Source organism: Bacterioplanes sanyensis, from assembly GCF_002237535.1.
Taxonomy (GTDB): domain Bacteria; phylum Pseudomonadota; class Gammaproteobacteria; order Pseudomonadales; family Oceanobacteraceae; genus Bacterioplanes; species Bacterioplanes sanyensis_A.
Genome location: NZ_CP022530.1, coordinates 396,179 through 408,931, shown reverse-complemented (window position 1 = coordinate 408,931; position 12,753 = coordinate 396,179). Strand labels below are relative to the sequence as shown.

Annotated in this window: 9 protein-coding genes; 6 read left to right on the top strand and 3 right to left on the bottom strand. The window is 55.8% G+C overall.

The genetic code is table 11. The features are described from left to right. Positions 1 to 7: 7 nt before the first annotated feature. From CHH28_RS01880 to CHH28_RS01860, 5 genes are all read left to right on the top strand, one after another. Positions 8 to 1,963, top strand: a complete 1,956-nt coding sequence (locus CHH28_RS01880; RefSeq protein ID WP_094058714.1) for a polysaccharide biosynthesis protein — start codon at positions 8 to 10, stop codon at positions 1,961 to 1,963. Positions 1,964 to 2,045: 82 nt separating this feature from the next. Further along, positions 2,046 to 3,461, top strand: coding sequence for a glycosyltransferase (locus CHH28_RS01875; protein WP_157729724.1), 1,416 nt, complete (start codon positions 2,046 to 2,048; stop codon positions 3,459 to 3,461). A gap of 67 nt (positions 3,462 to 3,528) precedes the next feature. Continuing rightward, a complete protein-coding gene (locus tag CHH28_RS01870) occupies positions 3,529 to 4,293 on the top strand; it encodes a glycosyltransferase family 2 protein (RefSeq protein WP_094058712.1) in 765 nt (254 codons plus the stop codon). Next, positions 4,259 to 5,764, top strand: coding sequence for a sugar transferase (locus CHH28_RS20325; RefSeq protein WP_269843675.1), 1,506 nt, complete (start codon positions 4,259 to 4,261; stop codon positions 5,762 to 5,764). The genes CHH28_RS01870 and CHH28_RS20325 overlap by 35 nt, the downstream gene beginning before the upstream one ends. Positions 5,765 to 5,778: 14 nt before the next feature. Next, positions 5,779 to 6,558, top strand: a complete 780-nt coding sequence (locus CHH28_RS01860) for a CLCA_X family protein (RefSeq protein WP_094058711.1) — start codon at positions 5,779 to 5,781, stop codon at positions 6,556 to 6,558. 417 nt (positions 6,559 to 6,975) lie between these two features. On the opposite strand, the gene CHH28_RS01850 is transcribed toward CHH28_RS01860, so the two are convergent. Continuing rightward, the gene (locus CHH28_RS01850; protein ID WP_094058709.1) at positions 6,976 to 7,965 is read right to left on the bottom strand and encodes an adenosine kinase; all 990 of its coding nucleotides are present in this window, start codon (positions 7,963 to 7,965) and stop codon (positions 6,976 to 6,978) included. 92 nt (positions 7,966 to 8,057) lie between these two features. Here CHH28_RS01850 and CHH28_RS01845 point away from each other — a divergent pair, with 92 nt between their 5' ends. Then, positions 8,058 to 9,191: a potassium channel family protein gene (locus tag CHH28_RS01845; RefSeq protein ID WP_094061949.1), complete on the top strand. Its 1,134-nt coding sequence runs from the start codon at positions 8,058 to 8,060 to the stop codon at positions 9,189 to 9,191. Here the strand turns inward: CHH28_RS01845 and CHH28_RS01840 are convergent, their stop codons facing one another. Both CHH28_RS01840 and CHH28_RS01835 read right to left on the bottom strand, forming a co-directional pair. Further along, positions 9,192 to 10,544 (bottom strand): hypothetical protein, encoded by a 1,353-nt coding sequence (locus CHH28_RS01840; RefSeq protein WP_094058708.1) that lies wholly within the window; start codon positions 10,542 to 10,544, stop codon positions 9,192 to 9,194. Between the two features lie 102 nt (positions 10,545 to 10,646). Then, the gene (locus CHH28_RS01835) at positions 10,647 to 12,668 is read right to left on the bottom strand and encodes a TonB-dependent receptor (protein WP_199243976.1); all 2,022 of its coding nucleotides are present in this window, start codon (positions 12,666 to 12,668) and stop codon (positions 10,647 to 10,649) included. Positions 12,669 to 12,753: the final 85 nt, after the last annotated feature.

Here is a 12,753-nt window from a genome sequence, read left to right as displayed (position 1 = left end):
GATTTTCATGTTTGAACGCTTCTTGCAGTGGCCTCGGCTGATCAAGCGCTTAATGACCGTTGCTTCCGATATCCTGGTACTGGGGTTGGCGTTATGGGGCTCGGTTTCACTGCATCGCGATCAGCTGTATGCACCCTCACAACATGATGTCTTGCTGTACTTGCTGACCTTGACCGTCACGGTGGCGGTATTTATCCGCTTAGGCTTGTATCGGGCCGTGCTGCGTTTTTTGAGCGATCGGGCCATTCTGACCATTTCCGCTGGCAGTTTATGCTCTGTCGCTGCCCTATGGTTCTTCTCGCTACTTCTTCAAAAACCCATCTCCTCTGCGGTACTGGTGACCTATGGTGCCTTGGCATTTTTGTTTGTGGGAGGCACACGCTTTGGCACGCGCGCTTTAATCAACCGCCCTGGGGCTCGCAACAAAGAGGCGGTGGGGATCGTCGGGGTCGGTGATACCGCACGCCAATTAGCGTCGGCGTTGCAACAAGGCACCGAGTTCAGGCCCGCTGCGTTTTTTGCGCCCACCCCGGTAGCGGACTTATCGCTGATCGCCGCCATTCCTGTTTATAACTTGGGTCACGCCGAACGGGTAGTACGTGAGTTGGGCTTGAAAAAGCTGTTGCTGGCACTGGATGAGTCTGCGGAAGATGTTCCGCCATCGTTCAAGTCCCGCCAACGCTTGCAAGTGTTGAATCAGCTGGAGTCCTTGTCTGTGCCGGTACAGGCCGTGCCCTCTGTGTCATGTCTGGTTTCTGGCAGAGTACGCATCAGCGATATTCGTGACTTGGAAGTGGAAGACTTACTGGGACGGGAGTCGGTCAGCATTCACAATGAACAAGTGCAGCAAGCGATTGCAGGTTGCAATGTGCTGGTGACAGGGGCGGGTGGCTCCATCGGCTCTGAGCTTTGCCGCCAGATCCTACGCCAACAGCCCCAAAAACTGGTTCTGTTTGAGCAGTCTGAATACGCCCTGTATCAAATAGAACGCGAGTTACGTCAGTTAATGGCCGCTGATCGCTATGAAGTCGAGCTCGTACCGGTACTGGGCAGTGTTTTGCATCGTCGTCGTTGCAGTAGCGTGATGACTGAGAACCAGGTTGAATTGGTCTATCACGCTGCAGCCTACAAACATGTGCCCTTGGTCGAGCACAATGTTATTGAGGGGGTGCAAAACAATGTTTTTGGCACCTGGTACGCAGCAGAAGCGGCCATCGAAGCGGGTGTTCAGCGCTTTGTGCTAATTTCTACCGACAAAGCTGTGCGGCCACCTAATGTTATGGGTGCCAGCAAGCGTTTGGCGGAGTTGGTATTGCAGGGCTTGGCCACACGGCAAAGCGCTACCGTATTTACCATGGTGCGCTTTGGCAATGTACTCGGCTCTTCTGGGTCAGTTGTGCCGCTGTTTCGTGAGCAAATTCGCGAAGGCGGGCCAGTGACGGTGACGCATCCTGATATTTGCCGTTTCTTTATGACCATTCCCGAAGCCGCTCAGCTGGTGCTGCAGGCGGGAACCATGGCCGGTGGTGGCGAAGTGTTTGTGCTGGACATGGGTGAGCCGGTAAAAATTGCCGATTTAGCGCGCAAAATGATTCACCTGATGGGTTTAACCGAGAAAACACTCAGTAACCCTGGTGGTGACATTGAAGTGGTTTTCACAGGCTTAAGGCCGGGAGAAAAGTTGTTCGAGGAGCTGTTGATTGGTAACGATCCACAGGGAACAACACATCCACGGATTATGATGGCTCGTGAGCATGCCGAACCTTGGCATCAGGTATCAGAGCTGTTGGAGCAACTGAGTCGTGCCAGCCGCGCCTTTGATCGCCAACGAATCATTCAACTGTTGTATCAAGCGCCGCTAGGTTATCAGCCGGTTGAGCGCCCCGAAGCGTCCGGTGCTGATATTGGTATGGGCGCCAGTAACGTCAGACCGTTTAAAGTTGGCGGTGATAAAGCCGGTTAGCACACAGCATCGACGGATCCCTGCGCAAGCGGTTACACTGAGCTTTCATTTTGTTTACTCCCTCTTTTGACTTGAGACAGCATTGCGACGATTGCTAAATCGGCTGCGCACATCGCGGCGTTTGTATCCCTGGCTGATGAGCTGGATTGATCGCTGCCCGGCAGTGCGCGCGCGGCTACGTGATTGGGCGGAGAACAGGGCGGTGCCACAGCCGCAGGAGCCTGGACAGTGGCCAGACTGGCACCTGCGTTTCGAGCAGCAAGCGCCATTACCAGATGACGCAGAATTGCGACAATTCTGGTGCGGCGGCTACCGTGCTGTGATTTCCGGAGAGACTATTTCACCTAACTGGCCGCGGCGTCAGCTGTTGGTGGACGTGTCGGACCTAGTACGTTTTGATTTGCACACTGGCATTCAACGGGTGGTGCGCAACATTCTGCTGGAATGGCTACGAGCGCCTAACACCTGCTGGCACGTTGAACCGGTGTTTGAGCGTCAGGGGCAATATTATTATGCCCGCCGCTTTGCTTGGCAGCTTCTAGGAGCTGTGCCCAGTCAGTCACTGCAAGCAGAGCTGACAGACCATTTGGTAGCCGTTAAGAGCGGCGATGCTTTTGTCGGTCTGGATTGGGCCATGCCGATGTTGCAGCGCGCTGAGCCGCTGTTGCAACACTGGCGCCGACAAGGCGTAGCAACCTGCTTCGTGGTTTATGATTTATTGCCAATGACGCTGCCCCAGTATTACCCAGCACAGTTCGCGCAAGAAATGTCCGACTGGTTGATACGTTTGGCACGTATTGGTGATGAAGTGTGCTGCATCTCGGCCACTGTTGCCGCCGAGTTGCAGCAGTTTTATCAGCGTCAGCAGCAAGTGTCTCCTCGGTTGAGTCACTTTTATTTGGGCAGTGATCTGGCTGCGTTGGAGCCTTGCCCTGTCGCAGGGATAGAGTTGGAAAAAGGCATCCCGGTTGTGTTGATGGTCGGCACCATTGATCCACGCAAAGGCTACTGGGCCGCGCTGGATGCGCTTGAAGCGCTGTGGCGTAACAATGTGCAGTGCACCTTGGTGGTGGTGGGTCGAGTTGGCAGTCGTGTTGATGCCATCATCTCGCGCATGAATCGCCTGCAACAACAATCGTCCGCAGGGCAACGGTTTATCTGGCAAGCAAACTGCTCTGACAGCGGTCTTGAGTGGTGGTACCAACAGGCTGATTGGTTGCTAGCAGCCAGTGAAGGCGAGGGTTTTGGCTTGCCCGTGTTGGAAGCAGATCGTCGTGGTGTGCCAGTGTTGGCGAGGGACATACCCGTGTTTCGTGAAGTAGCACCGCCAACCACCGAGTTTTTCACCGATGACGACAATTTGGCCCCAGCAATAGAACGCTGTTTGCATCACCAAGCCGCCGCCCATGGCAAACGAGCGATTCCTCCACACAGCCCACCTCCAGCCCAAGTCAGCTGGCAGCAGAGTGCCGAACAGCTGATGCAAAAACTGCGATAGCGCTGCGCTGGCTGGCGGAGTTACTTTATAATCCAGCGTTTACCTTTCCAACAGCCACGATGTTTTCATGACTTTATCCGCCGCAAGGCAAGCCTATGACCTCGTCAGTATTTGCATGCCTGCTTTTAACAGCGAAAACACCATTCAAGCGGCGATTGAATCCGTGTTGCAACAAAGCTGGAGCCATTGGGAGTTGATCGTGGTTGACGACGGCTCTACAGATGACACGGCTGCCATAGTGGAAGCGCTACAAGATCATCGCGTCCGTTTGCTACGCCACCAGCAGCCAAGTGGTGGCCCAGCTGTGCCCAGAAACACCGCCATGCAGCACGCACGTGGTCGGTATATCGCATTTCTGGATTCAGACGATGTATGGCTGCCGGAAAAGCTTGAGCGTCAAATCGAATTTATGCAGTCGAGCCATGCCAGCTTGTGCTGCAGCGGATACTGGCGTGTCTCTCCCAATGGCGAGCGCCAGGCTATTTTGCCGCCAGCACAGGCGCGGTATGCTGATATTTTGCGCCAAAACACCGCAGGCTGTCTGACGGTGATGTTGGACACTGAACAGTGGCCAGCGGCGCGTTTTCCTCAATGCGGGCATGAAGACTATGCCTTGTGGCTCAGCCTGTTGAGAGACGGAGAGGTGATGATGGGGCTGCCCGAATTGTTGGCTGAATATCGCCAGCAGCCTCATTCGGCATCGTCCAGCTCGGTGCGTAACGTCGGTTTTTTGTGGCACATCTATTACCACTTGGAATCGCTTGGATTCGCACGCTCACTCTATCGTGTCATCGCTTATGCATGGCGCCGTCAACAGCGATATCAGTCATGAAAGGAGAAGTACGTTGTCGGGCAGGGTGATTGTCACAGGCGCCAATGGGTTTGTTGGACGTAGTGTTTGCCAGGCGTTGCACAGCGCTGGTCATGAGGTGATTGCCGTTCAGCGCCAGTCTAAGCCAGCACCATGGGCGGTTAACTCATGGCCTGATGATTTTAATCAGCTGCTGCGCAGCAATGACACCGTTATTCATCTGGCAGGATGTATCGCCGGTGATTCGCAGCAACTGACCAAGGTGAACGTCGAGTTGACGCAGCAGTTGGCGTTGGCGTGTGAGCAAGCATCGGTAAGGCGCGTTGTGCTGCTAAGCAGCATCGGTGTGTGTGGTGCGGCTGCGCAGCAAGCGCTCTCGGAAGAGGCTCCGCTAAGTCCGGCAACCGCGTATACACAGAGCAAGGCCTGTGCTGAACAAGCACTGCAGTCTGCGCTGCACACAACGGAATACACCATCATCCGCCCTCCTGTGGTGTATGGCACTGGCGCCAGCGGTAGTTTTGCATTGCTACAAAAGTTGGTGGCGACTGGATTGCCGTTGCCATTTGCTGGACTAAACGCCAGACGAGCGATGATTCACGTAGACCATCTGGCAGACATGCTCGTCGCCTGTGTTGAGCAGCCGGCGGCGGCCAATCAGGTGTTTCATGTGGCCGATGAACCGGCCTTGCCCGTGGCCGATGTCATCCGCGAGCTGCACAGAGCGAAGGGTCGCGGCAGTGGCCGACTGTTTTACTGCCCGGCTTGGCTGCTCAACCGCATAGCGGCGTTAGCAGGCAAAGGCGATGCGCTACGACAATTGCAGCAACCCCTTCTGGTCGACAGCAGCAAAGCGCGGCGAGTATTGCAATGGCAACCACAGCAGACCACACGAGCGGCGCTGCATAACGGGGCGGTGTTGGACCCTTCTCCGGGTTGGCAACGCACTGCTGATGTGCTGCTGGCGGGCTCCGGTTTGCTGTTGCTATGGCCCGTATTGCTGGTGATTCTGGCGCTTAATGCCTGGCCACAGCGCCAGCCGCTGTTCCGCCAGCAGCGACTAGGCCAGCACCAGCGTCTGTTTACCATGGTCAAGTTTCGTACCATGGCGTTGGGGACGCCATCCGTGCCGACTCATGAGCTAAAAGATGGTGGAGTAACCAAGCTGGGACGTTTTCTGCGGGCCAGCAAGTTAGATGAGTTACCACAATTGTGGAATGTGTTAACCGGAGACATGAGTCTGGTCGGCGCCCGTCCGGGTCTGGCGGATCATCATGAGCTGACCGAGCAGCGCCAATGCCAGGGCGTGTTTGCCTATCGCCCTGGCATTACCGGTCTGGCGCAGTTGTCGGGGGTGGATATGTCGACGCCTGCGGCGTTGGCCAAGCTCGACGCCAGCATGTATCGCCAGCTCACGCCTGTGCGTTATCTGCAATACATTGCTCTAACGGCCGTTCCACCGCTTAGGCGCTGGTGGCCTCTCAAGCACTGAGGTAGGCCGCGATCATGGCAGTCAATCTGTATCGTCGCGGTCCAGATCACAGCCACGTGATGGCGCAGCCAGACTTCCATGGCATTCGCCAGCTGTTTGGCTTTCGCTCCGTGGTCATTGGCCGCTGGGTGACGCCGGCTGAAGGTCAGCGCGCAGCGTTGGCATTCTTTAACGCCCTAATGGATTTACTGCACATTCTTAGCGCTGATGAGCGCTATGGCTTGCCCGCGTCACTGATCTCGTTGCGTGGCAGCCTAGCGTTGAAATATGGCACAGGAGGGCGCCCGGGTGTGGCTGCCCACTATGAGCCCGCCACAAGGACCTTTGCGCTGGCTAAAAACGCCGGTGGTGGCAGTCTGGCCCATGAGTGGTTTCATGCCCTCGACCACTACCTCAGCGGTAAACTGTTTGCGGCTGGCCCCAACCGCTTTGCCAGTCACTTAAGCTATCTAGGGCAAACTCCAGTCGTTCGACATCCATTGGCATTGGATTGGCAGCAGTGTATGGATCAAATTTTCGATCGCACAGCTCCGCTGTTGAGTGCCTCACTCGACTACGATCAGCAGCGTCGGCTGAACTATTATCGCCAACCAGAAGAGATGGCCGCTCGTGCGTTTGAGGCCTTTGTTGAAGACGCCGCCATCGACAACGCCTATTTGGTGCGCGGCAGTCGCCACAGTGATGAAGCCAAAGCGGGTGTTTATCCCACCGGTGAGCAGCGACAGCGCATCAACTCAGCCTTTGCTCAGTATTTCTCTAACTTGTGTCAGGCACTTATTCGTAGCGGTGAATAACTGTTGACGGCAAGCGCTTTTGGCATCGCTTTCAGGCCTGCTTAAAAAAGTTTTTCACAATATCTGTGGGTAAGTTTGGGTACAAGTCGATGATAACTGAGCTAAGCCCCGAAACCATGGCTTAGGGCTTAAATTGGTGTTGTTTTGAGCACCACTGAAAAATCCGCCAGGCCAGCTATGTCAAGGCTTGACAGCGATTCATCGATAAAAATCTTCGACGTCAGCCACAGGTATGAGGTGGATAAAAAAAGGCCTGTTTGGGTGGCGATTGAGGCTTGCAATCAATGTAACAGCTTGTTATGTGACGAACTTGAGTCAATTTCCACAGAAGCTGTGGATAAAACTGGGCAAAACTATTTGGTAAACGTCCCCAGCCGAGAGCAAATCGGCCGGGGATATAGGTTGTTCAAAAAATAATCAGAGGGCGGATTTCAGTGGCTCGTGCTGCTCAGGGTCCAGTCTTGGGCCAAATTGGCTGACGACTGTGGCCGAGGCTAGGCTGGCAAGGCGGCCAGCAGCGGCAGCGTCGTGGCCGTGACTGATGGCGTACAGATAAGCCCCGGCAAACATGTCACCAGCACCGTTGCTGTCCACTGCTGTGACGGCGTGCGGAGCAATCTGGTGCTGTTGCTGACCGTCCCAGATCAACGCGCCTTCGGCGCCCCGGGTAATCACCACCTGAGCCGCGACTTGCTGCAGTGCCTGCAGTGCGTCATCCAGTTGCTCGCTGTCGGCAAACAACTTGGCTTCTTGTTCGTTACAGAACAGCACATCGACGCCATCACCAATCATGTCTTTTAAGCCGTCTTTAAAAAACTGCACCATGGCTGGGTCGGAAAAGGTCAGTGCCACTTTCACGCCATGCTGGCGCGCCAGTTCTCTCACTTGCACCGCCGCAGCGCGCGAGGTATCCGATGTCACTAGGTAGCCTTCGATATAAGCGTACTGCGACTGCGACAGCGCGCTTTCGTCGATATGGTGCGCGCCCAGCTGGGTAGAAATACCCAAATAAGTGTTCATCGTGCGCTCGGCGTCGGGCGTTACCATTACCAGGCATTTACCAGTCACGCCGTCTTCACGCTCGCCATCCATATTGGTATCGACGCCCGCCGCTTTGATGTCGGCCACATAAAAATCACCGGCGTCATCGCTGGCAACACTGCAGGTGTAATAGTTGTTAGCACCAAAGTAGGCGGCGGCAATGATGGTATTGGCGGCGCTGCCACCGCTGGCGCGCTTGGTGAGGCCATAACGCTGGCTCAAGCTATCGAGCGTGGTGCTCAGTTGCTGCTCATCGATCAAGGTCATCATGCCTTTGTCGATGCCGGTGTCGGCAAAAAATGCGTCGTCGACTTCAAACTCCTTATCTACCAGTGCATTGCCAATACCGTAAATGTGATAACTCATGTGCGTATCTCTGTGGTGTGCAAAAACAGCAGTGTATCAAACCCTGGGGCACAGGCGCTGTACAGCAGCGCTGGGTTGGCTATCATCGCGGCATGAATAAAGTCACTCGATTTATCCGCCAACGCCAACGTGTTCGCCACGCTGTGTATCAAACCGATGCCAGTATTCAGCGCTCGGTGGTGAAAACGGCGCTGACGCTGGCAAGTTTTGTTGCCTTGCACACGCTGGCCATGGTGTTGCTGGAAGGTTTGCCGGTGTGGTCGTCGTTATGGCTGACCATGACCACCTTGACCACCGTCGGTTATGGCGATTTGTCCGCCCAAACCATGGCCGGCCAGGCCGCCACCATGGTGCTGATGTTTGGCTGTGGTATTACCGTGATGACGTTTTTAATCAGCGATTACGTCGATTTTCGCATTGCCCGACGTGAACGCATCCGCACAGGACACTGGGACTGGAACATGGCTGAGCACCTGCTTTTTATCAATGCCCCGAAATACAACCGTGAAGCGTATTTTTTGCGCCTTATCAGCCAGATTCGTGAAAGCGGCGAATACGTTGAAGCGCCGATCATGCTGTTGAATGAGGATTTTCCCGATGGCCTGCCCGACAGCTTGCGCCAGCTGGGTGTGGTGCACGTGACCGGGTTGGCCAGCCGTGAAGACGATTTACGTCGCGCAGGCGTCGATCGTGCCGGCCATATCATTGTATTGGCGCGGGATGAATACTCCGCCGACAGCGACAGTTACACCTTTGATATTGCCCATCGGTTGTATGAGCATCATTTGTGTCATCGTGTGATTGCCGAGTGCGTTGAAGACGCCAACCGGGCACGGCTAAAAGCGTTGGACATTCGCACTGTACTGCGGCCGATTCGCTCCTACCCGGAAATCATCGTGCGTGCCATGGTGGCGCCGGGAGCAGAAGTGGTGATCGAAGACATGTTCACGCACGCCAATGATCACCCGGTGCGTTATCCGGTGTGGCTGGAAGGTGAGCGCTGGGCAGATGTGGTCAATGCGGTGGTGCAGAGCAATTTGGGGACGCCGCTGGCGTACGTTACCAAAGAAGGCCATGTTGAGGCCCACCCGGACGGTGATCACGCCGTGCATGCACAATCATTGATTGTGTTGGTGCATACCGAAAACACCCCCACCGCGCGCGAAATGCAGCGTGCCGTGGAGGTGCATTTTAATCATCATGCAGCGGCGTTTGACAGCCAGTAGTTAGCCTTCGCCGTCGCTGTGATCGTCATCATCGTGGTCATGGTCGCCATCGTGATCATGATCGTCGTGGTCATGATCGTCGTCAAAACCCAGCCAAGCCAGTTTGCCCGGAGTGAACGGCAGCTCGATGGCGTTGACGGTCATGGTGTCCAGATCAACCACTTGCACACGCTTGGCGGCGTAGTCGGTGACGTAAGCCACGTCGTCTTTGCCGCTGCTGGTGATGCTGATGTTGGTGCTTTGCTCAGGCACCGTGGCCAGCACGCTGACACTGCCGTGATGGGCGAAGTTGGCGTCGACGTCAAAACGGTGCAACGCGCCCGTGCTGTCCAGTGCTAGCACATGATCGCCTTCGGCGGTGTAGTGTACTTTCACGAACTGAGTGTCAGCGTCGACGGTTAGGTTTAAAGGAGCGATGCTGCGCTGTTCCAGGTTAACCAACCAAGGCTGTCCTGCAGCAATGCCGATCACCTCTTCTTCGTCGTCATCGCCGTAGAATGAACCGATGCGGTTGTCGCCCATGGCGGCTGGGTTGGCAATTTTATGTGCTTCAAACTCGCCATCATGCTTGTGAACCAGCAATACACCGTCGCTACAACCAAATACCGCGCCGTATTCGGTCGCTAGGCTGCCGTGTAGATCTGGGCACTGCACATCAAAGCGTGTTTCGAAATCAAAGTGATCGCCATGCGCATGATACAGCGAGACTTGCTGCGGCAGGCTGGTGGCGGCTTCTGGAGCGCGCCAGGTGGCCAGCAGGTGGCCATCAATGGGCTCTGCAGTACCGTGCATGGCATTGTCCAGCGTCAGTACTAACGGCTGTCCACTGGCAATGCTGGTATCTGCTAACAGTTGCACGCTGGCATTGACGCTGGCTTCTTCATCACCGTCGAAGAAGACGGCGGTATGACCGTCATGGCTGTTCACATGGGTCGGCTTGCTGCCTTCCAATACCGTGCTCAGCAGCTGCGGAGTTTTGGCATAAGGATGCAGGTGGTCACCGTGGTCTTCGATGTATAAACCGCCGTCAATCACTTGTACCTTGCCTTGGTCGCGCTGTGGCAATAAAGCATAACGACCTTGTGGCGATGGGTAGGCTGCGCTGGCGGCGTTGTCCAATGTGAAGGTAGTCATCACGCTGTTGCTGTCGAGGTCGTACACCAAGGCTTGCGGTTGGTCGGCAGCGGTAATGACTAACCGGCCGGGCAGATTGGTGAGTGACTGGTCAACGTCGTGATCACCATCGTGATCGTCATTGTCGCTGCTGCTACTGCTGCTTCCACAGCCAACCATGGCGGTGGTGGCCAGCATAATCGCCAGCCAGGAAGTGCGCTTGGCAAAGGTCGTCGGCATAAAGCTCTCCTTGTTATAACGTTACGGCAATCGCTGAATAGATTGCCTGTGATAAAACGTTTCCCCCCAAGCTCATGGCGAGCCTGGGGCTTGGTGTTGTTACTAAATTGCTAACTGCATCGATAACCGAAACTGTCGGCCGGGCAGCGGTGCGTATTCCTTTAAATAAGAACTGTGCAATTCGCCGCTGGCGTCGGTCAGGTTATAGCCGCCCAATTGATAGCTGAACTGGCCCAGCTGTTGGCTGAAGCTGATGTTTAACTGGCTGTAAGCATCCGATTCGCTCTCTGCAACGGCGGTATGGCGCTGCGCCAACGTGTGCTTCACCTTGCCTTGCAGTTGCCAGTTGTGCTGCGACCAGCTCAAGCCCACATCTGCTGTGGCGGCTGGAATGCGTGGCAGGTTATTGCCATCGGTAAATTGCGCCCGCACGGCATCGGCGCTGGCGAGCAACTCCAGGTGGTCACTGAGTTGGCGTTGCCAGCTGGCTTCAAAGCCACGAAAGCGTGCATCGTCTTGCTGATGACGGTAAACCGCATTGCCATGAAACGGATCCGTCACCGATAAACGCTGGTTGTAGATATAGTCGTTGTACTGATACCAGTAGGCGGCGAGGCGCAGCTGCTGTTGGTGGTCGCTGTAGAGCCAATTGACGTCGATGCTGTGTGCGGTTTCTACATCCAGATCGCCGTTGTCCAACTGGAATGAAAAAGTGGCGTGATGGTCGCCATTCCACAGCATTTCTTCGGCGTCTGGGGCGCGTTGAGTGCGTGCCACACTGATGGCCAGGCGCTGGACATCACTTAGTTGCCAGGTTGCCGCTGCTGATAGGGCATGAGGTGAAAACTGGCGCTCATCGTAGTAGCTGCGATCACGACGATAACCCGGATCGATAGGGTCTTCGTCTGCGTCGATGGTGCGTTGCTCCTGGCGTAGGCCGAGCTCTAACGTGCCGTGTTGCCAATCGCGCTGCGCCACCCAGTAAAGCGCCAGATCACGCGTGGTTGTTGCTGGCATGGGCGTGGCGTGACTGAAGTCGATGCCGCGGCGACTGAAAAAGTCATCACCTTGCTCACCGTCCCAAGCGGCGCTGGAGAAATCAGGAATGCCCGCACAGCCGGTGTGATCGTGACACAGCTCTAGCGCTTGCTGGCTGGACTGCAGGCCAATGTTTCCTTGCCAACCGAGCAGCGCCTGATGGCCGATTTCCGCTTGTGCCTGCCAGCTGTTTTTCTCAAACAAGCCCTCGACTCTCGAGCCCATCACCTCATCGTGACGATAATCTTGATGGCTTAACTGCAGTAACCATTCTGACACCCAGGCGGCTTCGGTCCAGCCACCGGCTTGCAGTTGGTAGTCGTGCTGCAGCGGCCGAACTCGCACGGATTCATCGTCCTCGTTGGGAACGGCATAGTCGTAGCGCGTTTCGGCGATGCTCACGCCTAAGTAGCGGCCGGCTTGCCAAACGTAGGTCAGGCCGGCGCCCAGTTCATGGCCGTCGGTGTCGCTGTTTTCCACCGTGCCTTGTGCTTGGTAGTCATCACTGCGGCGGCGCATGCCATCGAGCTGCAGTTGCCAGTGGTCGTTGCCACTGTTAAAGCGCGCCGACGCCGCACGGCCTTTGTCGTTAGAAGACAGAGTGCTGCTCAGCTGTAAGCGTTGCTTATCGCTGGCATGCTTAGCAATTCGGCCGTTATCCACACGCACGACACCACCGATGGCGCCGCCGCCGTAGCGCAGGGCGGCTGGCCCTTGAATGACTTCAATGCTGTCGGCTGAAGATAGGTCCGCCATGGGAGCATGGTCGGCGCTCATGGCGGAGACATCTTTGGTGTCCTGACCGTTGACCAACAATTTGACCCGACTGGCTCCTTGGCCACGAATCATCGGGCGACCGACACCAGGACCAAACGACGCATTGCTAACGCCCGGCAGATTGCTCAGCGCCTCACCGAGGGTTTGCTGGCGGCTTTCATCCAGTGCTTTTTGATCCAGCATCAATACCGGCTGCGCACGATCGCTGCGCGACATGGAATCGCCAATCACGACGACTTCTTCTAAGTCGACGGCATGACTGGTGGTGGTCAGTGCCAAGGCCGAAGCCCATAGCGGCAGACGCATCATGTTGACACTCTCTTGACTGTGTTTCACAAAGGCTGGGATGTTATAAGATAACAGTGGCCCGCCGCAAGCCTCCTCGAGTGCCATT

Bases quoted from the DNA above. Each gene is read 5' to 3' on its own strand.
- CHH28_RS01845 (WP_094061949.1), top strand. From the start codon at position 8,058: ATGAATAAAGTCACTCGATTTATCCGCCAACGCCAACGTGTTCGCCAC.
- CHH28_RS01850 (WP_094058709.1), bottom strand. From the start codon at position 7,965: ATGAGTTATCACATTTACGGTATTGGCAATGCACTGGTAGATAAGGAG.
- CHH28_RS20325 (WP_269843675.1), top strand. From the start codon at position 4,259: ATGCATGGCGCCGTCAACAGCGATATCAGTCATGAAAGGAGAAGTACG.
- CHH28_RS01880 (WP_094058714.1), top strand. From the start codon at position 8: ATGTTTGAACGCTTCTTGCAGTGGCCTCGGCTGATCAAGCGCTTAATG.
- CHH28_RS01835 (WP_199243976.1), bottom strand. From the start codon at position 12,668: ATGATGCGTCTGCCGCTATGGGCTTCGGCCTTGGCACTGACCACCACC.
- CHH28_RS01870 (WP_094058712.1), top strand. From the start codon at position 3,529: ATGACTTTATCCGCCGCAAGGCAAGCCTATGACCTCGTCAGTATTTGC.
- CHH28_RS01860 (WP_094058711.1), top strand. From the start codon at position 5,779: ATGGCAGTCAATCTGTATCGTCGCGGTCCAGATCACAGCCACGTGATG.
- CHH28_RS01840 (WP_094058708.1), bottom strand. From the start codon at position 10,544: ATGCCGACGACCTTTGCCAAGCGCACTTCCTGGCTGGCGATTATGCTG.